The sequence below is a fragment of the Streptomyces sp. GL_141 genome, from assembly GCF_057834385.1.
Map to the genome: position 1 here is coordinate 4,327,989 of NZ_CM174402.1, position 25,948 is coordinate 4,353,936.

General features: G+C 71.6%; 25 protein-coding genes and 1 tRNA gene. 18 read left to right on the top strand and 8 right to left on the bottom strand.

The genetic code is table 11. The features are described 5' to 3' along the window. Nucleotides 1–76: 76 nt before the first annotated feature. Nucleotides 77–565: an ATP-binding protein gene (locus AC3IX6_RS18870; RefSeq protein WP_489371263.1), complete on the top strand. Its 489-nt coding sequence runs from the start codon at nt 77–79 to the stop codon at nt 563–565. Between the two features lie 102 nt (nt 566–667). Here AC3IX6_RS18870 and AC3IX6_RS18875 read toward each other — a convergent pair whose 3' ends face one another. Both AC3IX6_RS18875 and AC3IX6_RS18880 read right to left on the bottom strand, forming a co-directional pair. Continuing rightward, nucleotides 668–2,134, bottom strand: coding sequence for an aminopeptidase P family protein (locus tag AC3IX6_RS18875; protein WP_489371264.1), 1,467 nt, complete (start codon nt 2,132–2,134; stop codon nt 668–670). A 160-nt stretch (nt 2,135–2,294) separates the two neighbouring features. Next, nucleotides 2,295–3,902 (bottom strand): PP2C family protein-serine/threonine phosphatase, encoded by a 1,608-nt coding sequence (locus AC3IX6_RS18880; protein WP_489371265.1) that lies wholly within the window; start codon nt 3,900–3,902, stop codon nt 2,295–2,297. 407 nt (nt 3,903–4,309) lie between these two features. On the opposite strand from AC3IX6_RS18880, the gene AC3IX6_RS18885 reads away from it, so the two are divergent. Further along, entirely contained in the window at nt 4,310–5,008 is a 699-nt protein-coding gene (locus tag AC3IX6_RS18885) for a bifunctional DNA primase/polymerase (protein ID WP_489371266.1), read from the top strand. 107 nt (nt 5,009–5,115) lie between these two features. Beyond that, entirely contained in the window at nt 5,116–5,793 is a 678-nt protein-coding gene (locus AC3IX6_RS18890; RefSeq protein ID WP_489371267.1) for a hypothetical protein, read from the top strand. 261 nt (nt 5,794–6,054) lie between these two features. Here the strand turns inward: AC3IX6_RS18890 and AC3IX6_RS18895 are convergent, their stop codons facing one another. The 3 genes from AC3IX6_RS18895 to AC3IX6_RS18905 form a co-directional block, all read right to left on the bottom strand. Next, complete coding sequence (locus tag AC3IX6_RS18895; RefSeq protein WP_489371268.1) at nt 6,055–7,029, bottom strand: DUF5926 family protein; 975 nt, start codon at nt 7,027–7,029, stop codon at nt 6,055–6,057. 155 nt (nt 7,030–7,184) lie between these two features. Continuing rightward, entirely contained in the window at nt 7,185–7,610 is a 426-nt protein-coding gene (locus AC3IX6_RS18900) for an ATP-binding protein (protein ID WP_489371269.1), read from the bottom strand. A 261-nt stretch (nt 7,611–7,871) separates the two neighbouring features. Next, nucleotides 7,872–8,672, bottom strand: a complete 801-nt coding sequence (locus AC3IX6_RS18905; RefSeq protein WP_489371270.1) for a glycerophosphodiester phosphodiesterase — start codon at nt 8,670–8,672, stop codon at nt 7,872–7,874. A gap of 235 nt (nt 8,673–8,907) precedes the next feature. Here AC3IX6_RS18905 and AC3IX6_RS18910 point away from each other — a divergent pair, with 235 nt between their 5' ends. The 6 genes from AC3IX6_RS18910 (at nt 8,908) to AC3IX6_RS18935 (ending at nt 14,501) form a co-directional block, all read left to right on the top strand. Then, the gene (locus AC3IX6_RS18910) at nt 8,908–10,515 is read left to right on the top strand and encodes a S1C family serine protease (protein ID WP_489371271.1); all 1,608 of its coding nucleotides are present in this window, start codon (nt 8,908–8,910) and stop codon (nt 10,513–10,515) included. A 119-nt stretch (nt 10,516–10,634) separates the two neighbouring features. Continuing rightward, entirely contained in the window at nt 10,635–11,540 is a 906-nt protein-coding gene (locus tag AC3IX6_RS18915) for a LysR family transcriptional regulator (RefSeq protein ID WP_266907002.1), read from the top strand. Between the two features lie 109 nt (nt 11,541–11,649). Beyond that, complete coding sequence (locus AC3IX6_RS18920) at nt 11,650–12,204, top strand: cysteine dioxygenase family protein (protein WP_489371272.1); 555 nt, start codon at nt 11,650–11,652, stop codon at nt 12,202–12,204. Further along, on the top strand, nt 12,204–13,262 hold the full coding sequence (locus AC3IX6_RS18925; RefSeq protein ID WP_489371273.1) for a YeiH family protein: 1,059 nt from the start codon (nt 12,204–12,206) through the stop codon (nt 13,260–13,262). Before AC3IX6_RS18920 ends, AC3IX6_RS18925 begins: the two co-directional genes overlap by 1 nt. A 134-nt stretch (nt 13,263–13,396) precedes the next feature. Continuing rightward, nucleotides 13,397–14,359: a trypsin-like serine peptidase gene (locus tag AC3IX6_RS18930; protein WP_489371274.1), complete on the top strand. Its 963-nt coding sequence runs from the start codon at nt 13,397–13,399 to the stop codon at nt 14,357–14,359. A gap of 57 nt (nt 14,360–14,416) precedes the next feature. Beyond that, nucleotides 14,417–14,501, top strand: a tRNA-Ser gene (locus AC3IX6_RS18935). Nucleotides 14,502–14,605: 104 nt separating this feature from the next. Here AC3IX6_RS18935 and AC3IX6_RS18940 read toward each other — a convergent pair. Together AC3IX6_RS18940 and AC3IX6_RS18945 are read right to left on the bottom strand one after the other, a co-directional pair. Beyond that, nucleotides 14,606–14,827: a hypothetical protein gene (locus tag AC3IX6_RS18940; protein ID WP_489371275.1), complete on the bottom strand. Its 222-nt coding sequence runs from the start codon at nt 14,825–14,827 to the stop codon at nt 14,606–14,608. A 103-nt stretch (nt 14,828–14,930) separates the two neighbouring features. After that, nucleotides 14,931–16,139 carry an FAD-dependent monooxygenase gene (locus AC3IX6_RS18945; RefSeq protein ID WP_489371276.1) on the bottom strand — a complete coding sequence of 403 codons (1,209 nt, stop codon included), beginning with the start codon at nt 16,137–16,139 and terminating at the stop codon, nt 14,931–14,933. Between the two features lie 294 nt (nt 16,140–16,433). Here AC3IX6_RS18945 and AC3IX6_RS18950 point away from each other — a divergent pair, with 294 nt between their 5' ends. The 9 genes from AC3IX6_RS18950 to AC3IX6_RS18990 all read left to right on the top strand — a co-directional run bounded on the left by AC3IX6_RS18950 (nt 16,434) and on the right by AC3IX6_RS18990 (nt 25,332). After that, nucleotides 16,434–16,856: a DUF6344 domain-containing protein gene (locus AC3IX6_RS18950; protein ID WP_489371277.1), complete on the top strand. Its 423-nt coding sequence runs from the start codon at nt 16,434–16,436 to the stop codon at nt 16,854–16,856. 695 nt (nt 16,857–17,551) lie between these two features. Next, entirely contained in the window at nt 17,552–17,863 is a 312-nt protein-coding gene (locus AC3IX6_RS18955; protein WP_250738547.1) for a hypothetical protein, read from the top strand. Nucleotides 17,864–18,045: 182 nt separating this feature from the next. Further along, nucleotides 18,046–19,203, top strand: a complete 1,158-nt coding sequence (locus tag AC3IX6_RS18960; protein ID WP_489371278.1) for an acyl-CoA dehydrogenase family protein — start codon at nt 18,046–18,048, stop codon at nt 19,201–19,203. Then, nucleotides 19,200–20,225 (top strand): bifunctional MaoC family dehydratase N-terminal/OB-fold nucleic acid binding domain-containing protein, encoded by a 1,026-nt coding sequence (locus AC3IX6_RS18965; protein ID WP_489371279.1) that lies wholly within the window; start codon nt 19,200–19,202, stop codon nt 20,223–20,225. Before AC3IX6_RS18960 ends, AC3IX6_RS18965 begins: the two co-directional genes overlap by 4 nt. After that, the gene (locus AC3IX6_RS18970; protein WP_489371280.1) at nt 20,225–21,271 is read left to right on the top strand and encodes an acyl-CoA dehydrogenase family protein; all 1,047 of its coding nucleotides are present in this window, start codon (nt 20,225–20,227) and stop codon (nt 21,269–21,271) included. The genes AC3IX6_RS18965 and AC3IX6_RS18970 overlap by 1 nt, the downstream gene beginning before the upstream one ends. Continuing rightward, nucleotides 21,268–21,666, top strand: a complete 399-nt coding sequence (locus AC3IX6_RS18975; protein WP_489371281.1) for a MaoC family dehydratase — start codon at nt 21,268–21,270, stop codon at nt 21,664–21,666. Before AC3IX6_RS18970 ends, AC3IX6_RS18975 begins: the two co-directional genes overlap by 4 nt. After that, nucleotides 21,663–22,829 (top strand): lipid-transfer protein, encoded by a 1,167-nt coding sequence (locus AC3IX6_RS18980; RefSeq protein ID WP_250738542.1) that lies wholly within the window; start codon nt 21,663–21,665, stop codon nt 22,827–22,829. The genes AC3IX6_RS18975 and AC3IX6_RS18980 overlap by 4 nt, the downstream gene beginning before the upstream one ends. A gap of 179 nt (nt 22,830–23,008) precedes the next feature. Then, a complete protein-coding gene (locus AC3IX6_RS18985; RefSeq protein ID WP_250738541.1) occupies nt 23,009–23,542 on the top strand; it encodes a SigE family RNA polymerase sigma factor in 534 nt (177 codons plus the stop codon). A gap of 140 nt (nt 23,543–23,682) precedes the next feature. Continuing rightward, a complete protein-coding gene (locus AC3IX6_RS18990) occupies nt 23,683–25,332 on the top strand; it encodes a long-chain fatty acid--CoA ligase (RefSeq protein ID WP_489371282.1) in 1,650 nt (549 codons plus the stop codon). A 28-nt stretch (nt 25,333–25,360) separates the two neighbouring features. Here the strand turns inward: AC3IX6_RS18990 and AC3IX6_RS18995 are convergent, their stop codons facing one another. Beyond that, the gene (locus tag AC3IX6_RS18995; protein ID WP_489371283.1) at nt 25,361–25,939 is read right to left on the bottom strand and encodes an antibiotic biosynthesis monooxygenase; all 579 of its coding nucleotides are present in this window, start codon (nt 25,937–25,939) and stop codon (nt 25,361–25,363) included. Between the last annotated feature and the right edge of the window lie 9 nt (nt 25,940–25,948).

Here is a 25,948-nt window from a genome sequence, read left to right on the forward strand (position 1 = left end):
CGCCGCATCGGCCGAATGAGCGCTCTGTCGGCCCTCAGGGGCTTAGCCCCGGCCCCGGGCGGCAATAGGTAACCGTATGAGCATCTGGTGGTCTCTCCACTTGAGGCGCGAAGCAGCGAGTGTGCCCCTCGCGAGGCGACTGCTGTTGGGGACGATGGAGACCGCGGGGGTGGACCCGGACATCTCCTTCGACCTGTCGGTGGCGCTGAGCGAGGCGTGCGCGAACGCGGTGGAGCACGGTGGCCGCGAAGCCGCCCCGCGCTCCGGTCGCACGGACGACACGGCCTGGGGCGGCGGATCCCCGGACGGGACCGGGGCGTACCACGTCACGGCCTATCTGGACGGGGACCGCTGCCGCATCGAAGTGAGCGACTCGGGTCCGGGGTTCCCGCCCGCGACCGTGGCCCGCCGCAGACCGTCCCTGGCCGAGCACGGCCGGGGCCTGCACCTGATCGAGGAACTCGCCGACCACGTCCGCTTCCGCAACCGGCCGGGCCGGGGCGCCGTGGTCAGCTTCGACAAGATGCTGAAGTGGCGGGACGACTCCCTGCTGAAGGTGTCGTAGACGCGCCGATGGGCGGAACCCGTGGAGGGTCCCGCCCATCGGCGCGTACGAGTCAGCGCGTACGAGTCAGCGCGTACGAGTCAGCGCGTACGCGCGGTGGCGTCAGCCCTTGAGCCGCGCCATCCAGGCCTCGACCTCGTCCGAGGTGCGGGGCAGCCCGGCCGACAGGTTCCGGTTGCCGTCCTCGGTGACGAGGATGTCGTCCTCGATCCGGACGCCGATGCCCCGGTACTCCTCGGGCACGGTCAGGTCGTCGGCCTGGAAGTACAGACCGGGCTCGACCGTCAGGCACATCCCGGGCTCCAGCGTGCCGTCGACGTACGCCTCGGTGCGCGCGGCGGCGCAGTCGTGGACGTCCATGCCGAGCATGTGACCGGTGCCGTGCAGGGTCCAGCGGCGCTGCAGACCCAGCTCCAGGACACGCTCGACGGGACCCTCGAGCAGGCCCCACTCGACGAGCTTCTCGGCGAGCACGTGCTGCGAGGCGTCGTGGAAGTCGCGGAACTTCGCACCCGGCTTGACGGCGGCGATGCCGGCTTCCTGGGAGGCGTGGACCGCGTCGTAGATCTTGCGCTGGATGTCGGTGTACGTGCCGCTGATCGGCAGCGTGCGCGTGACGTCGGCGGTGTAGAGGGAGTGGGTCTCCACACCGGCGTCGAGCAGCAGCAGGTCGCCCGAGCGGACGTCACCGTCGTTGCGGACCCAGTGCAGGGTGCAGGCGTGCGGGCCGGCGGCGCAGATGGAGCCGTAGCCGACGTCGTTGCCCTCGACGCGGGCGCGGAGGAAGAAGGTGCCCTCGATGTAGCGCTCCGAGGTGGCCTCGGCCTTGTCGAGCACCTTCACGACGTCCTCGAAGCCGCGGACGGTGGAGTCGACGGCCTTCTGCAGCTCGCCGATCTCGAAGGCGTCCTTCACGGCGCGGGCCTCGGAGAGGTAGACGCGCAGCTCCTCGTCGCGCTCCTTGGTGACCTTGTCGGTCAGGGCGGTCTCGATGACGGAGTCGTGACCGCGCACGGCACGGACCGGACCCTCGGCCTCGGCCAGCTCCTCGGGAAGCTTGCGCACGTCCCTGGCCGGGATGCCCAGGAGCTGCTCGGCCTCGATGAGGGAGTGGCGGCGGCCGACCCACAGCTCGCCGCTGCCGGAAAGCCAGAACTCGCCGTTCTCGCGGTCGGAGCGGGGCAGCAGGTAGACGGTGGCGTGGTGGCCGGTCTCCCCCGCGGGCTCCAGGACCAGGACGCCGTTCTCGGTCTGGTCGCCGGTGAGGTACGCGTACTCGGTCGAGGCGCGGAAGGGGTACTCGGTGTCGTTCGAGCGCGTCTTCAGCCGTCCGGCGGGGACGACGAGGCGCTCACCGGGGAAGCGCCGGGACAGCGCGGAACGGCGGGCGGCGGTGTGCGTGGCCTGAGCGATCGGCTCCAGTCCCCGCAGCTCGGTGTCTGCCCAGCCCGTGCGCATGCTCGCGGCGAGCTCCTCGCTGACACCCGGGTACAGCCCGTTCTTGCGCTGCTTGTGCTTCTTCTTGGGCTGCTCTTCTTCCGGGGTCTCCGGGGTGAGCTCGTCAGCCACGTCTTCTCCTCAGTACGACGGACACGGACCGGGTATGGACCTCATCCATCGTATGTGTGAGCGGACGCCCCCCGACGGGTCGTGTGACAAATCAGCTAAACCAGGCCACACCGTCACACGCCCCGCCCCGCCCTACCCCCCCCCGCCTCTCATCGCCTCGTCACTCGAACCGCGCCGCGAGCAGCACGATGTCCTCCGAGGCGTCCGCCGGGGACGCGGGGCCGTCCCCGTCGCCGTCCGGCAACACCGTGCGCAGGATGTGGTCGCAGATGGCGGCCGGGTCCTCGCGGGCGCTACGGGGAATCCCCGCGGCGGCGGCGTGCAGCCGCGCGTACGCCCGGTCCATCGGGTCCCCGGTGCGCCGGAGCAGCCCGTCCGTGTACAGCAGCACCGTTTCTCCGGGCGCGGGCTCGATCTCCACGCTCGGGGCCTCCCAGCAGGACAGCATTCCGAGCGGCGCGGAGAGGGTGGTCTCCACGTACTCGGTGCGCCGCTCGCCGATCAGCAGCGGCGGGGCGTGCCCGGCGCCGGCCAGGATGAGCTTCCTCCCCCGGCCGTTCGAGTTCGGTCCCCCTGCGGGCTCGCAGTAGGCGAAGAGCGCGGTCGCCGAGCGCGCGGGCTCGGTCAGGCGCAGCAGCAGTTCCAGGTCGGAGAGGACGGCGACGGGGTCCTCGCCCTCCATGACGGCGTACGCGCGCAGCGAGGCGCGCAGCCGGCCCATGGCGGCGACGGCGCTCGGTCCCGAACCGGTGACGGAGCCCACGGCCAGCCCCAGGGCGCCCTCCGGCAGCGGCAGCGCGTCGTACCAGTCGCCTCCGCCGTGCGGCCCGGTGTGGTGCCGGGCGGCGAGCTGGACCCCGGAGATCCGGGGAAGCCGGCTGGGCAGCAGTTCCTCGGCGACGGTGGCCAGGCTGGAGCGGGCGCGCTCCACCTCCAGCATCCGGGCCAGGTGTTCGGCGGCGTGCCGGACGTACAGCCCGGCCAGGTCGCGCTGGCGGTCGTTGGGCTCCGCCTGTTCGTCGTAGAGCCAGACGGCCGCGCCGAGCCGGCCGGTGGCTTCGGCGGTCAGCGGCAGCGCGTAGCTGGCGGCGTAGCCGAGGCGGGCGGCGACCTCGCGGTGGCGGGGGTCGACGGGGGTGGCGTACCCGCCGGCACCGGGGCCGGGGGCCGTGCCGGGCTCGGGCAGGAACTCCGAGCCGCCGTGGGCGTCGGGCAGGCCGTCGAGGATGCGGCCGTAGGAGGTGGCGCTGCGCGGCACCGTCTCGATGTGGCCGAGGTCGGCGTGGCCGAGCCCGAGGCCGATCGTGCTGGTGGGGCCGAGCCCGTCGGAGGGCTCCAGGACGATCAGGCCGCGCCGGGCGCCGACCAGGGCCGCGCCCGCCCGCAGGAACTCCTGGAGGGAGGAGGTGAGGTCACTGGCGCGGGCGAGCCGCTCGGTGAGCTCGTGGAGGGTGGTGAGGTCGGAGACCATGCCTGCGAGACGGTCCTGAATGACCGAGCTCGCAGCGGGGCCCTGCGCCGGGGCGTGGGTCGTCCGCGGGCTCGTCGGTGTGGACACGGCCGTGGGCACCGGTGTGGGCGCCACAGTGTGCGGGGACGCTGTGACGGCTGGATCGATTCCAGCCACTTTCGGCAGATGCGGGGCGCTCATGGCGTCCGCCTTTCCAGCTGGTGCGATTCGCCATATAGCATCGCAAACCCCCAGATCATGCTGCGCCGCTATCAATGAATCCACATCTACACGCACACGAGGAGCGATGTCCAGCATTGCCCAGGTGGGAATCCTGGTGTCCGTGGGACGGCAACTCACTGTCCGGTCAGGGCTAGAACTTGGCCGGAAAAAGCGGGAAGCGGACGGTTTTTGCGGTCGACTGGGCGAGTCCGTCGGCCGGTCCGGGTACGTAATCCGTTGCACCCGGGGAGAGTTGGCGTAGCCCGGTGCCCGCCGGGAACCGTCGGGCACGGCCCGTCGTCCCCATCGACGACAGCCGTCCCCCGCGCGGTCCCGGGTCGCGTACCGCCTCCGACGGACGTTTCATGGACCCGTAAGAAAACTGCACGAACCGTGTGAACCTGCTTCGAGCGGACAGTGACGCGAAACGTGTACGTGTAGTGAACCACCGCTTACATGGTGTGATGTGGCCCTCGGCGTTCAACGGAAAGGAACGAGCGCTCATGCGCGAGATCCTCGGAAGGCGTCTCCAGCGGCTCCGCAATCGCTTGCAATCCCTGCGCCCCGCCCCGCCGCAGGGTGATGCGCCGGCTCTCCTCGACGCGGCGCTGACCTGCGCCACCACCTGGAACTGGCCCGTGCTGCCGGGCGTCGGACGCTCCGGCGCCGACAGCGCCCGGTGCGCCTGCCCCGACCCCGACTGCGTCGTACCCGGCGCACACCCCTTCGATCCCGGGCTGCTCGCGGCCACCACCGACCCCCGAATGGTGTCCTGGTGGTGGGCCAACCGGGCGGGTGCCCCGATCCTGCTGGCCACCGGCGGGAGCGCGCCCTGCGCGGTGAGCCTGCCCGCCGCGGCGGCCGCGCGTGCCGTCGTACGACTGGACGCCGAGGGGATGCGGCTCGGGCCGATCGTGGCCACGCCCACGCGATGGTCGCTGCTCGTGGCGCCGTACTCGCTGGAGCGGCTCGGCGAGATCCTCTACGCCAAGGACCACGTGCCCTCCTCGCTGCGTTTCCACGGCGAGGGCGGCTACTTGCTGCTCCCGCCCTCCCCCGCGGTCGGCGGCGGCCAGGTGCGGTGGGAGCGCGAGCCCGCGGGGGCCGGGGAGATCTGGCTGCCGGAGGTGGAGGCGGTCGTGGACGCCCTGGTGGAGGAGAGCAGCGGGGCATCGGGCGGCGGGAGCCGGCTCGCGTACTGAGCTTGTGCGCTGACGGATCACTCGTACGGGTGTCAGCGAGACGAGTTTCCAAGGGAATTGGGCGCGGGGATCTCCGTGCCCCATTCCCGCATCGCTATCTTCGGCGAATGAATCTCCGCCTGATCGGTATCGGCGCCGGTGTGTTGATCATCTTGTCGCTCCCGCTGGCGGGAGCGATCGCCGGGCCGGATTTCGCCGGTCAGAGCGATGGAAAGGGTGGCGGGCTGCTCTCCACCTTCGGTCTGGGGCACCCGTCCAAGGGCGCCGCGGGGGGATCGGATTCCGCGGACTCCGAGAATGCCGAGCACGCCAACGGCTCCGGGAATGCCGGGGGCTCGGCCGATTCGGGTGGCTCGGCGGCGAGTTCCGGCTCCGGCCGGTCCCGTACGCCGGCCCCCGCCGCGGGGCCGGCCCGCCCGGGTCCGGCCGAGCAGCCGCGTACGGACGCCCGCTGCGGACCCGAACTGTCCTCACCGCAGGGGGTGGAGGCGCAGACGTGCATCCTGTCGGGCGAGGGTCGGACGTGGGGGCGCAGCTATTACCGGAACACCAGCGGCCGCTCGCTCGACGCGGTGCTCACGGTGATGGGTCCGGCGGGGCGCACGGTGCAGATCCGCTGTGCGGTCGGCGCGGGCGACGAACCGGGTCTGTGCGAAACGCCGAGGGAGGAGTCGGCAGGGGTTCCGGCGGACTACTCGGCCGTAGCGGAATTTGCAGTTCCGGATGATGAAGGGGCCCTGCTCCTGCGGTCCGGGAGCAACTCACCGGTACCGGGTGACGGTTGAGCGTCACGGAAAATCAAGGGCCCGGTCGCTGGCGACGGGGGATGCACCAGCGACCGGGCTACAAGAACGGTAACAAGAGATCGCCTGTTCGCAAATTCGATCTCTGATATTCGGACACCGATTTGCAGGCGATTAGCGGGAGTTGTGACACCGATCACCGGTGGCCGGTCACCGGTGACCCTCCCGCAACGCTCCCGTAACCCTCACGAGGGCCCTCACGAGGACCCTCGTGGCCGGCCCGCGAACGGGCCGGCGACCAGGTCAGCTGAGCGTGACCTGGCGGTTGGTGAGGCCACCGCGGGCGCGGCGCTCCTCCGTGGTCAGCGGCGCGTCCGTCGCGAGGGCCGCGGCGAGCCGCTCCGCGAGCTCGGCCGCGGGCTTCTCCACGTCCTCGGCCGACACTCCGGTCGGCAGGTCCCAGACGGGGACCATCAGGCCGTGGGCGCGGAAGGAGCCGACCAGCTTGGTGCCCTCGCCGAGCGAGGACGTGCCCGCGGCGGACAGCCGCGCGAGCGCGTCGAGCAGCTTCTCCTCGGGGTGCGGCATGACCCAGCGCAGGTGGTTCTTCTCCGGGGTCTCGCACCAGTAGGCGGCATCCACGCCGGTCAGCTTGACCGTCGGGATGGCGGCCGCGTTGGCGCGCTCCAGGGAGGCGGCGATCTCCGGGGAAGCGCTCTGGGCGCTCTCCGCTTCCGGAATCCAGAATTCGAACCCGCTGTGGACAACCGGCTCGAAACCGCCGTCCGCGGACAGGAGATCCTGAAGTCGCGGGCCCTCGGCCGGAACCCGGCGGGCCGCGACGACGGTGCCGGGCTCGGCCACGAGCGCGCGCTCCAGGGTGTCGGCCATGTCCCGGGCGAGGTCGCCGGTGGTCGAGTCGTTCTGCAGGCCGAGCAGGACGGAGCCGTCCTCGCGGCGCAGTGCCGGCGAGGCCAGCGGGAGTACGGTCACCAGCGTGACGGAGGGGACGCCCTCGGGCAGTCCGGCCTTGAGGGTGAGCGGCACGGTGGCGGCGGGGACGAGCTCGCGCAGCGCCACCCAGTCGCACTCGCCGGGCAGGCCCTCGAACGGGCGGGCCACGTGCTCGGTCACGGCGTGCGCGGCGGCCGCGCCGTGGCAGGCCTTGTAACGGCGCCCGGATCCGCAGGGGCAGGGCTCGCGAGCGCCCACCACCGGGATCTCCCCGTTGTTGAGCTGCGGCTTTGCGGACTTCGCGGCGGGGCGCTTCTTGGCCATCGTGGGTGTCTCCCGGTTGCGGCGGTACGGCGTCGGTCTGGGCGCGAGCCTAGCCGTTCGTACCGCCACAACCGGTGGGGTGCGGCCGGGAGCACGGTCGGCGTGCGCTCCCGGACGGCCGCCATCCGTCCACCCGCGGTCGAGGACCGGTCGGATCAGGGATCCAGATCGTCGAAGGCCGTACTGAAATCGATCGCCGGGGGCGCAACGCGCGTAGCGAAATCCTCGTGCCGGGGCCCACAGGCAACGGTCGCCCACACGGTGACCTCACCCGCCGCTCCGTCCCGGACACCCCAGTCCTGGGCCAGGGCGCTGATGATGTTCAGCCCCCGACCGCCCCGCGCGGTGACCGAGGGCTTGGCCGGGAGGGGACGGGTGGGCCCGCCGCCGTCCGTGACCTCGACCGTCAGCCGCCCCGCCTTGTCGACGCGCCACGACGCGTGTATCCCGCCGTCGCCGATCTCCCGTGCGCCCAGTGGTCTGCCGTGCCGGCAGGCGTTGCTGAGCAGTTCGGAAAGGATCAGAACGGCGTCATCCACGATCGATTCGGACACCCCGCTGATGCGCAGCTGCTCGCGCATCCGGTGCCTCGCCTCGCCCACGCCCGCAGGACCATGGGACACGTCCATGCACGACGACGTGGGCACTTCTTGTGCCACCATCAACGCCACCCCCGGAACCTCCTTAGCCCCACGCATGGTCTGGATGCCCCAATGGCCTGGACCGGAAACCGACGGACCGGCGCCCTCTGACGCATTCAGGGCGACCGAATGCGGAGTGGATGCGCCGGTGCACACCCTGTAACGGATGTTGCGCGTGGGACGAATGCGCAAAACGGGATGTCAGCGCCCCAGCTGTGACAAAACTTGTCGCGGTCTGTTCGTGATGATCGCTTCCACACCCAGATCAGCGCAGAGCTGAACATCTTCCGGATCGTTCACGGTCCACACGTGAACGGAGTGCCCCGCGACTTGGAGTTTGCGGATGAAAGCCGGGTGGTTGCGTACGATCCGCATGCCCGGCCCGGCGATCCGCACTCCGGCCGGCAGCCGCCCGTCCCGCATCCGGGGCGAGATGAACTGCATCAGGTAGACGGTCGGAACCGTCGGCGCGGCCGCCCGCATCCGGTGCAGGGAGCGCGCGGAGAAGCTCATCACCCGGACCGGGTGCGGCCCCTCGGCGGGCGGGGCGTCCAGTGCGAAGCGTTTGAGGAGGAAGAGCAGGCGCTCCTCCACCTGTCCGGCCCAGCGGGTCGGGTGCTTCGTCTCGATGGCCAGCTGTACCGGCCGCCCGGCGTCCGCGACCAGCTCCAGCAGCCGCTCCAGGGTGAGCACGGAGGTCCGCTCGGGGTCCGCGTCCCAGTCGGGGGACTCCTCCCGGTCCTTCCACGAGCCGAAGTCGAGGGCGGCCAGGTCGGCCAGTTCCAGGGCGGAGACGGCGCCGCGGCCGTTGGAGGTGCGGTTCACCCGCCGGTCGTGGACCAGGACCAGATGGCCGTCGGCCGTGAGCCGGACATCGCATTCGAGGGCATCGGCCCCGTCCTCGATGGCCTTGCGGTAGGCGGCCAGCGTGTGTTCGGGGGCATCCTCCGAGGCGCCGCGGTGGGCGACGACCTGGATGGGGCGCGGCGTTGCGTGGGTCACCGGCTCATGGTGCCACCGAGAGGGGGCCGGATGTCGGGGGAGCCCGGCGGGTGCTTCTGGGGATGCGCCTGAAATGTCGCAGATAAAGGATGGGGGAGACTCACAGGTCCGGCTTACAGTGCTCTGACGGGTCATGGGAAAGGCTTTGCCCAGGAACTTGTACGGCACGTCGAACGTTCAGTCGGACCGATATCGCCCGTATTTCTGAAGCCGTGTGTGACGAGGAGAGAGCGCTGTGAGCACCGAGAACGAGGGCACCGCGGCCCCGAAGCCCCCCGCGGCTCCGCCCGTACCCCCGGTGGCCGCGCCCGTCGACGCCGCGCCGTCCGCGCCCGCCGCGTCGGCGCCCGTGGAGCCGGTGACGCAGCAGCTGCCGCCGACGCCCGCGCCCGGCACCGAGCCGACGCAGCAGCTCCCCCAGACGCCGGCGGCGCAGACCCCGGCAGTGCAGCCCCCGGCGGCCCAGCCCGCCGCACCCGTCCAGCCTCCGGCCCCGGCCTACGCCGAGAGCCCGGCCCCGGCTCCCGCGTACGCCGAGAGCCCGGTCCCGCCGGTCACCCCGGCGTACGCCGAGGCCCACGCTCCCGCCCCCGCGCCGCAGGCGATGGGCGCCGAGGGCTGGCCTCCCCCGCCGCCCGCGGCTCCCGCGTACGGGGCCGGCGACGGCCACGGCGGTGGCGGCTGGGGCGTGCCCCTGGCCACCGACGGCGCCCCGCAGCCCAAGCGGAAGGGCAAGGGCGGCCTGATCGCCGGCGTGCTCGCGGCGGCGCTCCTCGCGGGCGGTGTCGGCGGCGGCGTCGGCTACTGGGCGGCCGACCGGAGCGGCAACGCTTCCGGCTCGACCACGGTCAGCGCCGGCAACACGCCCAAGGACCTCAAGCGCGATGCCGGCTCCGTCGCGGGCCTCGCCGCCGGCGCGCTGCCCAGCGTCGTCACCATCGAGGCCTCGGCCGGCGACGGCGAGGGCGGCACCGGCACCGGGTTCGTTTACGACCAGCAGGGCCACATCCTCACGAACAACCACGTGGTCGCCTCCGCGGCGAACGGCGGCAAGCTCAGCGCGACCTTCTCCGACGGCAAGAAGTACGAGGCCGAGGTCGTCGGCCGCGCCCAGGGGTACGACGTGGCCGTCCTCAAGCTGAAGAACCCGCCGTCCGGACTCAAGCCGCTGCCCCTCGGCGACTCGGACAAGGTCGCCGTCGGGGACTCGACCATCGCGATCGGCGCCCCCTTCGGCCTGTCCAACACGGTCACCACCGGCATCGTCAGCGCCAAGAACCGCCCGGTCGCCTCGGGGGACGGCTCCAGCGGGAAGAACTCGTACATGAGCGCTCTCCAGACGGACGCCTCGATCAACCCGGGCAACTCCGGCGGTCCGCTGCTCGACAGCCGCGGCGCGGTCATCGGCATCAACTCCGCCATCCAGTCGGCCGGCAACGGCGGCTTCGGCGGCGGCCAGGCAGGCTCCATCGGCCTCGGGTTCGCCATCCCGGTCAACCAGGCGAAGAACGTCGCCGAATCGCTGATCAAGACCGGCAAGCCGGTCTACCCGGTGATCTCGGTCTCCGTGGACCTCGCGGCCAAGAGCGACGGCGCGAAGATCTCCGAGACGGGCGCCTCGGCCAACGAGCTGGTCGACCCGAACGGCCCTGCGGGCAAGGCGGGGCTGAAGCCCGGCGACATCATCACCGAGCTCGGCGGCAAGCCGATCGACAGCGGCCCGACCCTGATCAGCGAGATCTGGACGTACAAGCCGGGCGACACGGTGAAGCTGACCTACCTGCGCGGCGGCAAGCCGACCACGGTGGACATCACGCTCGGCTCGCGGGTCGGCGACAAGTAGCGGCCGGCCGCCGCGCACGGGGAGGCCCGGCGGGCGGCAGGACCAACTGGCTTGATGGTGAGGGGCCGTAGGCGCGATTGTGCCTGCGGCCCCTCCCAACGTCCGCTTATGCTTCGACCGTGTTCGATTCGCGGCACATACGGACGTTCCACGAGGTGGTCGCCTCGGGGTCCTACTCGGCCGCCGCCCGGGTCCTCGGGTACACGCAGCCCGCGATCACCCAGCAGATGAAGGCGCTCGAACGCGCCGTAGGCACCCCGCTGTTCACCCGCGTCGGGCGCCGCATGCAGCTCACCGAGGCCGGGGAGTCCATGGCCCGGCACGCCGAGGCCATCCTCGGCAGTCTCTCCGCCGCCGAGGCCCAGCTGAAGGCGTACGCCCGGCTGCGGACCGGTCGCGTCCGGCTGTGTGGCTTCCCCAGCGCCAACGTCACCCTGGTCCCGGAAGCCCTGAGCAGCCTGGCCAAGGAGCACCCGGGCATCCAGGTCGAGCTGCTGGAGGGGGAGCCTCCGGACTCCTTACGCAGGCTGGAACGGGGCGAGTGCGACATCACCCTGGCCTTCACCTATCCCGGCCTGCACGAGGAGGTGCCGGAGGAGGTCGCCGAGGTCAGGCTCATGGAGGACCAGCTGACGGTGCTGCTTCCGACCGGGCACCCGCTGGCCCGGAGGCGGGCCGTACATCTCGCGGACCTCTCCGAGGAGCGGTGGATCGCCGGCTGCCCGCGCTGCCGGGCGAACCTGCTCCACGAATGCGCGGGGCTCGGCTTCGTCCCCGACATCCGGTTCGCCACCGACGACAACCTGGTGGTCCAGAGCCTGGTGGCACAGGGCCTGGGCGTGGCCATGATGCCCGCGCTGGTGCTGCCCTCGCTCTCGCTGAGCAAGGTGTGCGGGCGGGCCCTGCTGCCGGCCGCCCGCCGTCACATCGCCGCACACGTGTACCGCGACCATCTGCGGGTCCCGGCGACGGCGGTGGTGCTGGAAGCCCTGAGGCAGGCGGCCTCGAACCGCGTCGGCTGCTGAACCGGCCCGCAGACGGATCCGGCTCCACCCCCAACCCATAAGCCGGTCTTGGGATTTCAGCTCATAACTGTCGTTGGACGTGATGGGTGGGCTCCTCGACGCTCCCCCTATGACCACCACCACGCCGGCCCGCACGACCGCGAGGATGGCCGCCCTCGTCAGTGAGATCCGTACGGTCGTGGACCGGGGGCTGGCCCCCGACCTGACCGCCTACCTGGTCGGCGAACGCCTCGCCCCGCACCTGGGGACGCCCGGTCTGCTCACCGCCGAACAGTGCGAGGGGCACCCCGACCGCTACCGGCAGCACGTCCTGCACGCCGAGCCGGACGGAAGTTTCTCCGTGGTGGCCCTGGTGTGGCTGCCGGGCCAGGAGACCGCCATCCACGACCACGTCTCGTGGTGCGTGGCCGGGGTGCACGAGGGCGAGGAGAGCGAGCTCCGCTACCGCCTCGCCCCCGCCACGGCCACGACCGGAGCCCGGCTGGTGGCGACCGAGCACGTGGTCAACGGCCCCGGTGACGTCTGCGGGTTCGCCCCGCCCGGCGATATCCACAAGGTCCGCAACTCCTGTCGCACGAAGGCGATATCCCTGCACGTCTACGGCGCCGACGTCGTACGCCTGGGCAGCAGTGTCCGCCGCGTCTACACGCTCCCGACCGACTGATGGCCCTGCTGAACCGCCCGGTGCGCGGGGCGGGATCACCGGTTCCGGTCGATGTTTCACGTGAAACATCGTCATCGTGGCCCGGGTTGGGACTCGCGGTGGCCGGCGTCCTGGTGGCCTGGTCGGTGCACCGGCTGGTGCCCTGGGCTCCGATGCTGACGGTGTCGGTCGTGCTCGGCATCGCCGCGGCGCACCTCCCCGGCCTACGGGGCTTCGTACGGGGCCCCGCGCGCCCGGGCCTCTCCCTGGCCGGGCGTCGCCTGATGCGGATCGGGATCGTCCTGCTGGGCCTGGCGCTGGGGCTGGACGAAGTGCTCCGGCTGGGCTGGGCCACCGTGGCGATGGTGGCCGGGGTGGTGGCGGCGACTTTCCTCGGCACCCTCTGGCTCGGCCGGCGGCTCGGGCTCCCCGGGGACCAGCCGTTGCTGATCGCCACCGGGTACTCGATCTGCGGGGCCTCGGCCATCGGGGCCGTCAGTCAGGTATCGGGCAGCGACGAGGAGGACGTGGCCTCCTCGGTGGCCCTGGTCACCCTGTGCGGGACCCTCGCCATCGCGGTGCTCCCGCTCCTCCAGGCCCCACTCGGCCTCTCCGACCCGGACTTCGGCCGCTGGGTGGGCGCGAGCGTCCACGACGTCGGCCAGGTGGTGGCCACCGCCCAGACGGCCGGCCCCGGCGCCCTCGGCGAAGCGGTGCTGGTCAAGCTGATGCGCGTGGCGCTGCTGGCCCCGCTGGTCGCGGCGGTGGCCTTCTCGGTACGGGCCCGCCGGCGCGGAGTGCGCACGCCCTCGGGCCGCCGCCCGGCTCCGGTCCCGCTGTTCGTGGCCGGGTTCCTCGCCGCGGCCGCGCTGCGCGCCACCGGGGCACTGCCCGACGTAGCGCTGGAAGGGGCGCACATCGCACAGGAACTCCTGCTGGCCGCCGCCCTGTTCGGCCTGGGCAGCGCGGTCCACCTGCCCACCCTGTCCCGTACCGGAGGCCGGGCCGCCCTCCTGGGCCTCGCGGCCTGGGTGGTGGTGGCCGGAGCCTCGTACGCGGGTGTCCTCCTCACCACCTAACCGGAGTTGGCCATTTCCTGGCCGGAACCGACCGAACGTTCCGACTGCTGCCTGACATCTCGTTCCCGGCGTGCCACTCTGCCTCCGATCCGCACCGACAACTCTTCATCCGGGCACGGCAGAAGGAGTCATGCGTGAATCGCCATCGGACAGCCCTATCGGTTCTGCTCGCGACGGGCGCCCTGCTCGCGGGTGCGTTGACGGCGGCCTCCCCCTCGGCCGCCGTACAGCGTCCCGCCTCACCGGGCCCCTGGTCGGCCGAGCGGATGCGGGCCGCCACCCCGCTGGACATCACCGCCCCGCCGGGCATTTCCACCCCGGACGCCGCCGCCCGTAGGGCGCCCACCACCGCGGAGCACCCCACGACGATCGCCCCGACCCCCGCGAGCGCCTCCCCCACGGCGATGCCCGCGGCCTTCCCCCAGCCGGGCGGGGCCTGGACGTCGGGCGGCGCGGTGGTCAAAACCTCGGGCCGGGTCTTCTTCACCTTCAACGGGAAGAGCGCCTCCTGCTCGGGTGACTCGGTCACCAGCGCCAACGGCAGCACGGTGATCACCGCCGGCCACTGCGTGAAGTACCAGGGCGCCTGGCACACCAACTGGATCTTCGTCCCGGGATACGACAACGGGAACGCGCCCTACGGGCAGTGGACGGCCACCAAGACCTTCGCGACCGACCAGTGGGTGGCGAGCGAGGACATGAACATGGACGTCGGCCTGGCGGTCGTCGCCCCGCTGAACGGCCGGACGCTCAGCCAGGCCGTCGGAGCCCAGGGCCTCGTGTTCAACGGCGGCTACAACAAGAAGATGTACGCCTTCGGCTTCCCGGCGGCGGCCCCGTACGACGGCACCAAGCTCGTCTACTGCAGCGGCAACACCGGCAAGGACTTCCTGCTGACCAAGGACCACAGCCTGCCGTGCAACATGACCGGCGGCTCCAGCGGCGGCCCCTGGTTCCAGGACTTCAACGAGGCGACCGGCCTGGGCACCCAAGTCTCGGTGAACAGCTTCGGCTACACGTTCCTCCCGAACCGGATGTTCGGCCCGTACTTCGGCAACGAAGCGAAGGCGGCCTACGACAAGGCCCAGACCGCCTGACCTCCCGAAAATCCCCAGCGCCGCCCACCCCCACCGCCCGGTACTCTGTACCCGCCAGGTGGGTTGCCCGAGCGGCCTAAGGGAACGGTCTTGAAAACCGTCGTGGCGCGAGTCACCGTGGGTTCAAATCCCACACCCACCGCACAAGGCAGGGCCCAGGCCCAGCCACGAAGGGGTGCCACCGTTCAGGTGGCACCCCTTCTACGTTCCGCCGGCTCGGGCGGGCCGCGTCCCCGAGCGGTGGAGTCAGCCGAACCAGACGACCAGGCGGATGCCCTCGTCCCCGTGCAGGCCGGCCAAGGTCCGCATGACGGACCAGACGGCACCCCAGTCACTCTCGGGCACCGTGTCCCTGTGCCGGAGCGGTCCGATGCGGAGCAGACGGTCGCCGTCGGGCCACTCCGTGCCCTTCGGGCGGGCGCGGACCGCTTCGTGGACGGCTCGGGCGTCGGTGATGCCGGAGAGCATGCCGGGAATTCTGCTCGGTGGGGCGGGCTCGGGCGAGGGATTTGCGGCGTGCCCGCCGGAGCGGTGGTGGGTGCCGGGGCGGGCACCCGCCAACGGCTCCGGGTCAGTAGTCCTTGAGGGTGATGGAGTTCGCGGCCTGCTGGATCGGCTCCATGACCTTGGCCATCATCCGCTCCTTGCCCGGCAGGCGGCCCAGGAGGGAGAGCATGGTCAGCTGGATCGAGATCTGGCGCTTGGTCCGCATGACCATGTGCTTGATGTTCGAGGGGCCGAGCTTCTGGTTCTCCTCCGCGAAGCGGCGCATCTCGCGCTCGTAGCCCGCGAAGCCGGCCACGTGGTCGCCGCCCGCCGCCGCGAGCTCGCCCGCCAGGAGGTAGGCGCCGACCAGGGCCAGGCTCGTGCCCTGGCCGGAGGCGGGCGAGGCGCAGTACGCGGAGTCGCCGACCAGGGTGGTGCGGCCCTTGGACCAGTGGTCCAGGTGGGCCTGGCTGAGGGAGTCGAAGTAGAAGTCCGGGGCCTCGTCCAGGGCCGCCAGGAGCCGGGGCACCTCCCAGGCCTCGCCCGCGTACGCCTCGGCCAGCAGCTTCTTCTGCTGGGAGACGTCGTGCCGGTCGTACTCCAGCGGCCCCGAGGCGAAGAGGAACATCGCCTTCGCGCCGGTGTCCTTGGCGGTGCTGTACGTCAGGGCCGTGCGCAGGGGGGAGACGTAGGTCAGCTCCCAGCGGTCGAGGCCGAGGTGGTTGGGGACGCTGTAGATCGAGACGTAGTAGCCGAGGTCCCGGATGAAGCGCTCCTCGGGGCCGAAGACCAGCGCCCGCGTGTTGGAGTGCAGCCCGTCGGCGCCGACCACCAGGTCGAAGACGCGGCGCGCACCGCCGTTGAACTCCACCTCGATGCCGTCCGCGGTCTCCGTGGCGGAGGCGATGGAGTCGCCGAAGAGGTACTCGACGCCGTCGGCCCCGTCGACGGTGAGGTCGTAGAGGATCCGGTTCAGGTCACCGCGCAGGATCTCCGCGTCGTGGCCCGCGCGGCCGCCGAAGGTGTCGCCGTCCAGCGTCGCCACCCGCTTGCCCGCCGCGTTGACGATGGAGCCGCCCTGGACGTCGGTCCGCTGGGCACGCACCGCGGCGAGGACCCCGGCGCGGGAGACCACGTCGAGCGCGGCACCGCGGATGTCGATCTTGTAGCCGCCCTCCCGGAGGGCGGAGGCGCGCTCGACCACGGTCGGCCGGAAACCGTGGTGGCGCAGCCAGTGGGCCAAGGCGGTGCCCGCGATGCCCGCACCCGATATCAGTACGTTTCGGTTCTGCATGGAACTTGGTCCCCCGACCATGAGAAGAAGATCCGCCGCGCTGTGCGTGGAGCATGCTGGGCGGGCTGAGTGGATGTCAACATCCGTCCATAGAAGGGGAGATGGCGATCTGTCGGTGGAAGTCCGGATCGGCCTTACGTGAAGGTCCAAGGGATCGAAATAATGCGATTAGCCCCTTTGAGTGGTGTTTGTCGGAAGATCGGCGCGGGGCGTGGAGGCGCTCCGCTTGCGCCCGCATCATGACGAATGTATTCAGATCCGCCCGTCGGAACATCGCGAAATGAGGGACCCGTCATGGCTCACCGCAGCACCATCACGTCGATCTGGACCACCGTCCTCGCGGCCCTCGTGGCCCTCCTCGCCTCCCTCGGTTTCGGTGGCAAGGTCGCGCAGGCCGCCGCCGCCACCCCGCTCTCCTCCTCCCCCGCTGCCCCCGCCGCCGTCGCGGCGAACCGGCCGGCCTTCATGGCCCGACGGACCTGGAGGGCGATGATGCGCGGTGGTTCGCTCCCGCCCACCATCAAGCAGCGCATCCGCGCCGAGGCCCACGGCAAGACCCCGTCCGTCCGCCGCTCCACCACTGCCCTGTCCGCCGGCTCCGGAGCCGGGTCCGAGTTCGAGTTCGAGTCCGGAGTGGACGGCAGCGTCCGTAGCGCCGCGATCGCCGCAGCGGTCCGCGTCGGAGCAGCTCGCCGGGAGATGGCCCTCGCCGCGTAGTGCGCGGCAACGGCACGGAGTACTCGTACCGAGCAGATGCCGGATCCGTTCACCACGGGATCCGTTCACCACGGGATCCGTTCACCACGGGATCCGTTCACCACGGGATTCGTTGACCGCAGGACGCAGGACGCAGGACGCAGGACGCAGGACGCAGGACGCAGGACGCAGGACGCAGGACGCAGCAGCAAGGCAGCACGACGCGAGAGCAACGCAGCGCAGGCGCTGGAGCCCGGTCGGTCGGTGTGGGTAGGCCGCGACCGCGGATCGTGCCGTGAAGGTGCCCCGGAGCGGGGCACAGAGGGAAGGCCCCGGCGAGCGCCGGGGGCGTGCAGGGGGCGTGAAGCTTGGCAGCGCAGGGCCGCAGGCCCGGGAGACGGTGGGGTTCCCGGACGGCGCGGCCCTTTTCGGCATGTCCGGGGCCGGTCGGCCCGGCCGTTCTGGCGGAACGGTTCGCCCCTTGCCCGGCGGGGGTTTCAGCGGGCCTCAAGGCGCTGACCTGGGGCGCCGGGGGCGCGAATGGGGTTTATCCGATGTTGGTCATGCTTGCGGGGGAATCGAGGACTCCGGGGTGGTTCGCCGGGGATTCGGTGGGCAACTCTGGTCTCGCGACGTCGTCACCACACGGAACGACCGAGGCGGTCGGCCAACTGCCTTGGAGTACACCCCACTTCGGTTTTCTGGAGGATACAGACATGGCAAGCATCCGTACCGCCCGCGTCATCGCCGCCGTCGCCGCTCTCCCCCTCGCCGTCGCCCTGTTCGGCGGGGTGGCATCGGCCGACAACGGCTCCTTCGCGAACGACGGATCGAATGCGAGCGTCGCCAGCATCATCGGCAGCGGCGTGGGTGGCAACAACCACGGCAACTCCTCCACCTCACAGCAGGTGGCCACCGGATCCGGCGCGTCCAACCAGAACAACACCGCGCAGGTCAACGGATCGGCCTTCACCGCGATCGAACAGCACAACTCCACCGTCGCCGTGAACTTCTACCCTTGGTGGTAGTCGCGGCCTGAGCCGCACCGACTGTTGAGGGCGTCTGCGCGACCGGACCGGCTGGGGTCCGGTAGTGCGGGCGCCCTCGGGCGTTCCGGGCGCTCGGTCACGGCGCCCCGGCCTTGACATCCACGGGGAATCTGACGGACAGTCAGGTCCACTTGACGATGCGATGCCGGGAGGCCAGCGCCGTGCACCTCGCCCCGACCGAAGGCCAGTTGCGGCTCCGATCCGAGCTGCGGGAGTACTTCGGAAACCTGCTGCCGGACGGGGTGCCCGAGGACCCCGACGAGCAGCGCGCACTACTGCGCCGGATAGGCGCCGACGGACTCCTCGGCCTCGGCTGGCCCGTCGAGTACGGAGGCCAGGGCCGCGGTCCGGACGAGCAGTTCGTGTTCTTCGACGAGGCCTACCGGGCCGGCGCCCCCGTCTCCATGGTCACCCTCAACACCGTCGGCCCGACCCTGATGAAGTACGGGACGCAGGAGCAGAAGGACTACTTCCTGCCCCGGATCCTCAAGGGCGAACTCGTCTTCGCCATCGGTTACTCCGAGCCCGAGGCGGGCACCGACCTCGCCTCCCTGCGCACCAGGGCCGTCCGCGACGACGCGGGCTGGCTGATCGACGGCCAGAAGATCTTCACCTCCAACGCCCAGAACGCCGACTGGATCTGGCTCGCCTGCCGCACCGACCCGGAGGCCCCCAAGCACAAGGGCATCTCCATCATCCTGGTGCCCACCGACGACCCCGGCTTCTCCTGGACCCCGATCGACACCGTCGGCGGCCTGACCACGACGGCCACGTACTACGACTCCATCCGAGTCCCCGCCGGCAACCTCGTCGGTCCCGAGCACGGCGGCTGGGGCCTGATCACCAACCAGCTCAACCACGAACGCGTCGCCCTCGCGGCCATCGGCATGCAGGCCGAGGACTTCTACCTGGGCGCGCTCGACCACGCCCGCACCCCCGACCCGGTCACCGGCGAGCGTCCCGCCGACCGCCCCTGGGTGCAGTCGCGGCTCGCCGAGGCCCACGCGCGCCTCGCCGCCGTACGCCTCCTCAACTGGCGCCTGGTCCAGGACGTCGGCGCCGGCACCCTGGCTCCGGGCGACGCGAGCGGCGTGAAGTTCCTGGGCACCGAGTCCACCGTCGAGGTGTACCGGATCTGCCAGGAGGTGGTGGGGGAGGAGGCGCTCGTCCGGGGATCCGGCCCCGGGGTCTTCGCGGGCGGGGAGCTGGAGCGGATGAACAGGGCCGCCCAGATCAACACCTTCGGAGGCGGCGTCAGCGAGGTCCAACGGGAGATCGTCGCCATGATGCGGCTCGGTATGAAGGGAAGGAAGCGATGACCGCCACGCCCGCCACCGAGGCCGCGGAAGCGGCAGCAGCGGCAGCATCAGCAGCAGCCGAAGAGGAGACGGAAGCGGCGCGCTTCCACACCCTCCTCACGTCCTTCGAGGGGCAGCCCGCCGCCACCGCCGGCCGGGGCAAAGACGCGGTCAACGAGCCGATGATCCGCCACTGGTGCGAGGCGATGGGCGATGCGAACCCCGCCTACACCGGGCCGGACGCCGTCGCTCCGCCCACCATGCTCCAGGCGTGGACGATGGGCGGGCTCTCCGGTCACGGCGACCGTTCCTCGGCCTACGACGACCTCCTCGGGCTGCTCGACGGCGCGGGCTGCACCTCCGTCGTCGCCACCGACTGCGAGCAGGAGTACCTGAGGCCGCTGCGCCCCGGCGACGCGATCACCTTCGACGCCGTCATCGAGTCGGTGTCGCCGCGCAAGACCACCAAGCTGGGCACGGGTCACTTCGTGACCACCCGCATGGACGTCCGCGCGAACGGCGAACTCGCCGGGACCCACCGCTTCCGGATCCTCAAGTACGCCCCGGCGGCGAAGAAGCCCACCGAGCCGGCGAAGCTCACCGAGCCGACGAAGCGCACCGAGCAGGCGAAGCCCGCCAAGCCCGCCCAGCGCCCCCGCCCCGTGATCAACCGCGACAACCGGGGCTTCTGGGACGGCGTCCGCGAGCACAAGCTCCTGATCCAGCGCTGCACCGCCTGCGCGACGCTCCGCTTCCCCTGGCTCCCCGGCTGCAACACCTGCGGGAGCCCGGACTGGGACACGGTCGAGGCGTCCGGGGCCGGCACGGTGTTCTCGTACGTGGTCATGCACCACCCGCCCTTCCCCGCCTTCGACCCGCCCTACGCGGTGGCTCTCGTCGAACTCGCCGAAGGGGTCCGCATGGTCAGCAACATCACCGGCGTCCCGTACGACAAGGTCCGCATCGGGCTGCCCGTGCGCCTGGAGTTCCTGCGCGTGGACGAGGAACTGGAACTGCCCGTCTTCCGGGGGAGCGAAGGCTGATGGACTTCCACCCCACCGAAGAACAGGCCGCTGCGGCCGGACTCGCCGCCCAGATCTTCGGCGACCTCGCCACCCACGACCGCCTCGGCGCCGCCGGCACCGGCAGTGACGCCGACCTGTGGAAGGCCCTCACCACCGCCGGGCTGACCGCCGCCGTCGAGGATGTCGGCCTGCTCGGCCTGGTGCTCCTGCTGGAGGAACAGGGCCGCACGACCGCGCAGGTCCCGTACGCCGCCACCTGCGTGTACGGGATCCTCGCCCTGGCCCGGCACGGCACCGACGAGCAGCGTGCCCGGCTGCTCCCCGCGCTGGGCTCCGGTGACGCGGTCGCCACCGGAGTCTTCCCGGACCGCGGCCGGATCACCGCTTCGCCGGACGGCCGGCTCACCGGCGGCGCCCCCGCAGTGCCCTGGCTGCGCGAGGCGACGCACGTCCTGGTCCCGGACGGTACGGGAGCCCTGTGGCTCGTACGGACGGACGGGCCCGCGGTGCGTACGGAGCCGGTGGAGACCACCGCTCCCTGGTCGGCCGGCCGCCTGATCCTGACCGGCGCCGAGGCGGAACGGGTCGGGGGAGAGGGCGCCTACGCGGACGTCCTCGCCGTCGCCCGGACCGCCTTCGCCGGCCTCCAGGCGGGGGTCTGCGCGGGCTCGCTGGCCCGCGCCGTGGAGTACACCTCCACCCGCGAGCAGTTCGGCCGTCCGCTCTCCACCAACCAGGGGGTCATGCTGCGCGCGGCCGACGCCTACATGGACACCGAGGCGATACGGGTCACCGCGTACGAGGCGGCCTGGCGGGTGGACGAGGGGCTCCCGGCGGGCGAGCACGCGCTGACGGCGGCCTGGTGGGCCTCGGAAGCGGGCAAGCGGGTCGTCCACGCGGGCCAGCACCTGCACGGCGGCATGGGCGCCGACCTCGACCACCCGGTCCACCGGCACTTCCTGTGGGGACGCCAGCTCGACGCGTACCTGGGCTGCGGCAGCGAACTGCTGGCCGAGCTGGGCGCGGTCCTGTCCGAAGACACGCCCGAGGGGGACGAGGCATGAACATCGGCGACACGCTGCCGCCGCTGGAGATACCGGTCAGCCGCACCCTGATCGTCGCGGGCGCGATCGCCTCCCGCGACTACCAGGACGTGCACCACGACGCGGTGCTCGCGCGGGAGAAGGGGTCCCCGGACGTCTTCATGAACATCCTGACGACCAACGGTCTGGTCGGCCGGTACATCACCGACCACCTCGGCCCGCGCGCGGTCCTGCGCAAGGTCGCGATCCGCCTCGGTGCCCCGAACTACCCCGGCGACACCATGACGCTGACCGGCACCGTCACCGCCCTCGACGGGAACACCGCCGAGATCCGCGTGATCGGCGCCAACGGCATCGGCCACCACGTCACGGGCACCGTCACCGTCACGCTGGACACCCCGGAGGGCACGGCATGAGCGTCCGCACCCGTGACCAGCTCGGCGGCCGCGCCGCCATCGCCGGCATCGGCGCGACCGAGTTCTCCAAGGACTCCGGCCGCAGTGAGCTCAAGCTGGCCGTCGAAGCCGTGCACGCGGCCCTCGACGATGCCGGGCTCACCCCCGCCGACGTGGACGGCATGGTCACCTTCACGATGGACACGAGCCCCGAGATCACCGTCGCCCAGGCGGCCGGCATCGGGGACCTCTCCTTCTTCTCCCGCATCCACTACGGCGGCGGCGCCGCCTGCGCCACCGTCCAGCAGGCCGCCCTCGCCGTCGCCACCGGGGTCGCCGAGGTCGTGGTCTGCTACCGCGCCTTCAACGAACGCTCCGGCCGCCGCTTCGGCTCCGGCGTCCAGCAGCGCGAACCCTCGGCCGAGGGCGCGGCGCTCGGCTGGTCGCTGCCCTGGGGGCTGCTCACCCCGGCCTCCTGGGTGGCCATGACGGCCCAGCGCTACCTGCACGCCTACAACCTGACCCCGGAGGCCTTCGGGCACGTCGCGGTCACCGACCGCCGGCACGCGGCGAACAATCCGGCCGCCTACTTCTACGGCAAGCCCATCACCCTCGCCGACCACGCGGCCTCGCGCTGGATCGTCGAGCCGCTGCGGCTGCTCGACTGCTGCCAGGAGACGGACGGCGGCCAGGCCATCGTCGTCACCACCGCCGAGCGGGCCCGCGACCTGCGGCAGAAGCCTGCCGTGATCACGGCGGCGGCGCAGGGTGCGGGCCGCCGCCAGGAGGCCATGTCCTCCTTCTACCGGGACGGCCTCACCGGGCTCCCGGAGATGGACGTGGTCGCCCGCCAGCTGTGGCGGACCAGCGGACTGCGGCCCTCGGACATCGACGTCGGCATCCTCTACGACCACTTCACGCCGTTCGTGCTGATGCAGCTGGAGGAGTTCGGCTTCTGCGCACCGGGGGAGGCGGCCGATTTCGTGGCCGCGGACGCGCTGCCGCTCAACACCCACGGAGGCCAGCTCGGGGAGGCGTACCTGCACGGCATGAACGGCATCGCCGAGGCGGTCCGCCAGCTGCGCGGCACCTCGGTGAACCAGGTCTCCGGAGCCGCCCACGCCCTGGTCACAGCCGGTACCGGGGTCCCGACCTCCGGCCTGATCCTGGGCGCGGACGGCTGATCCGCCCCCGTGCGGAAGCCTTGCGGAAGCCCTGCGGAAGCCCCGCGGCAACCCCGCGGAAGCCCCGCCTCCTCCACCTTCAGGAGGTGGGGCGGGCTCCGGCCCTACAACCTGAGGGGGATCCCGCTTCGGCACTTGCGGCCGATCCCACGGGGCCGCGCCGCTCCTAGCGTGGAGGCATGACCACGCCTGTGTGCACGCTCGCCTCGAATCCGACGCCGTACCCGTCGTTCTCGGCGTACGTCCGGACCCGCGGCACGGTCCTGATGCGCACCGCGCGCTCGCTCACCGCCAACCCCTGCGACGCCGAGGACCTCCTCCAGACGGCGCTGGCCAAGACCTACGTCGCCTGGGACCGCATCGAGGACCACCGCGCCCTGGACGGGTACGTCCGCCGGGCCCTGGTCAACACCCGCACCAGCCAGTGGCGCAAGCGCAAGGTCGACGAGTTCGTCTGCGACGAGCTACCCGAGGCCGACGAGCCGCCGGCCGCCGACCCCGCCGAGGCGCAGGCGCTGCGCGACGCGATGTGGCGCGCGGTGACCCGGCTGCCCGACCGGCAGCGGGCGATGGTGGTCCTGCGCTACTACGAGGACCTGAGCGAGGCCCAGACCGCAGAGCTGCTCGGCGTCTCCGTGGGCACCGTCAAGAGCGCCGTCTCCCGGGCGCTGGTCAAGCTCCGCGAGGACCCGGAACTGACGCCCGTCCGCTGACTCCGGCACCGCCCGGCCGATGTTTCACGTGAAACAACGCCGCGTTTCTACTCTTGGGTAGTGACATGCCGACCGGTACGTGCGCAGAATCGCAGCATCCGTAGCCGCCGCAGCGCCGCAGCGCTCACCGGGAGGACGCTTTGCTGAGCACCATGCAGGACGTACCACTCCTCGTCACCCGCATACTGCAGCACGGGATGACGATCCACGGGAAGTCCCAGGTCACGACCTGGACCGGGGAGGCCGAGCCGCACCGCCGCAGCTTCGCCGAGATCGGGACCCGTGCCACGCGCCTGGCCAACGCCCTGCGCGACGAGCTGGGCGTCCGGCAGGACGACCGCGTCGCGACCCTGATGTGGAACAACGCCGAGCACGTCGAGGCGTACTTCGCGATCCCCTCCATGGGGGCCGTCCTGCACACGCTGAACCTGCGGCTCCCTCCCGAGCAGCTGGTCTTCATCGTCAACCACGCGGCCGACAAGGTCGTCCTGGTCAACGGCACCCTCCTGCCGTTGCTCGTCCCGCTCCTGCCGCACCTGCCGACCATCGAGCACGTCGTGGTCGCGGGCATCGGCGACCGCTCCGCGCTGGAAGGCCTCGGCGTGCGCGTGCACGAGTACGAGGAGCTCCTGGCGGGCCGCCCGGACACCTACGACTGGCCCGAGCTGGACGAGCGCCAGGCCGCGGCCATGTGCTACACCTCCGGCACCACCGGGGACCCGAAGGGCGTCGTCTACTCCCACCGGTCCATCTACCTGCACTCGATGCAGGTGAACATGGCCGAGTCGATGGGCCTGACCGACAAGGACACCTCGCTCGTCGTCGTCCCGCAGTTCCACGTCAACGCCTGGGGCCTGCCGCACGCCACCTTCATGACCGGCATCAACATGCTGATGCCGGACCGCTTCCTGCAGCCCGCCCCGCTCGCCGACATGATCGAGCGGGAGAAGCCCACGCACGCCGCGGCCGTCCCCACCCTCTGGCAGGGGCTGCTCGCCGAGGTCACCGCCAACCCGCGCGACCTGACCTCGATGAAGCAGGTCACCATCGGCGGCGCGGCCTGTCCGCCGGCCCTGATGGAGGCCTACGACAAGCTCGGCGTGCGCCTCAACCACGCCTGGGGGATGACCGAGACCTCCCCGCTGGGCACCATGGCCCACCCGCCGGCCGGTCTGACCGCCGACGAGGAGTGGCCGTACCGCATCACGCAGGGCCGCTTCCCGGCGGGCGTCGAGGCCCGCCTGGTCGGCCCCGGCGGCGACCTCCTGCCCTGGGACGGGGAGTCGGCGGGCGAGCTCGAGGTCCGCGGCAGCTGGATCGCGAGCTCCTACTACGGCGGTGTGGGCGGCGAGCCGACCCGCCCCGAGGACAAGTTCAGCGAGGACGGCTGGCTCAAGACCGGCGACGTCGGCGTGATCAGCCCCGACGGCTTCCTGACCCTCACCGACCGGGCCAAGGACGTCATCAAGTCCGGCGGCGAGTGGATCTCCAGCGTGGAGCTGGAGAACGCGCTGATGGCCCACCCCGAGGTCGCCGAGGCGGCGGTCGTCGCCGTACCCGACGACAAGTGGGACGAGCGCCCGCTGGCCACCGTCGTCCTGAAGGAGGGGGCCACCGTGGACTACGCGGGACTGCGCGCCTTCCTCGGCGAGTCGATCGCCAAGTGGCAGCTGCCGGAGCGCTGGGCGTTCGTCGAGGCGGTGCCGAAGACGAGCGTCGGCAAGTTCGACAAGAAGGTGATCCGCAAGCAGTACGCGGAAGGCACCCTCGACGTCACCAAGCTCGACTGAGACCCGCCGGGACCACTGCCCGCCGGGGTTACTGGCCGCGCGTGAGCCAGGGCCGCAGCAGCTTGCTGATCGCGGGCATGGCCACGTAGGTCATCAGGGTGCTGAAGACGACGGCGAACGCGGCCGTCCGCAGCACGAAGTGCAGGTTCACCAGGTACGGCCCGAGCAGCGCGTTGCCCGCGAGCGAGATCGGGAAGATGGCCAGCCCCGAGCTGATCGCCATCTTCCACCGCGGCGGCGCGGGCCGGGCCGTACCCGGTTTCGCGAACCAGGTCTCCATGCCGTGCAGTTCGCGCCGGGCTATCTCGGTGTGGTGGTGCCCGAGGCAGTTGGAGAACCAGGCGGCGCGCTCGGCGGAGTCCTGCCACCGCTGGAACGCCGCGTGGTTGCGGAACCGGTGCACCAGGAACCACGGCCCGCCCTCGACGGCCGGGCGGAACAGGCCGTACCCGAGGTGATCGGGGAAGGTCGCCGCCGTGTCCAGGATTCCGTGGGCCCAGGCCTCGAAGTTCTCCTCGTGGCCCGGATCCACCTGCCGGGCGATGAGCAGGCTGACCTCCCCGTTGTCGGCGGGGACGGTCTGCTCGCTCGTGTCGATGATGGCCATGCGGCCAGA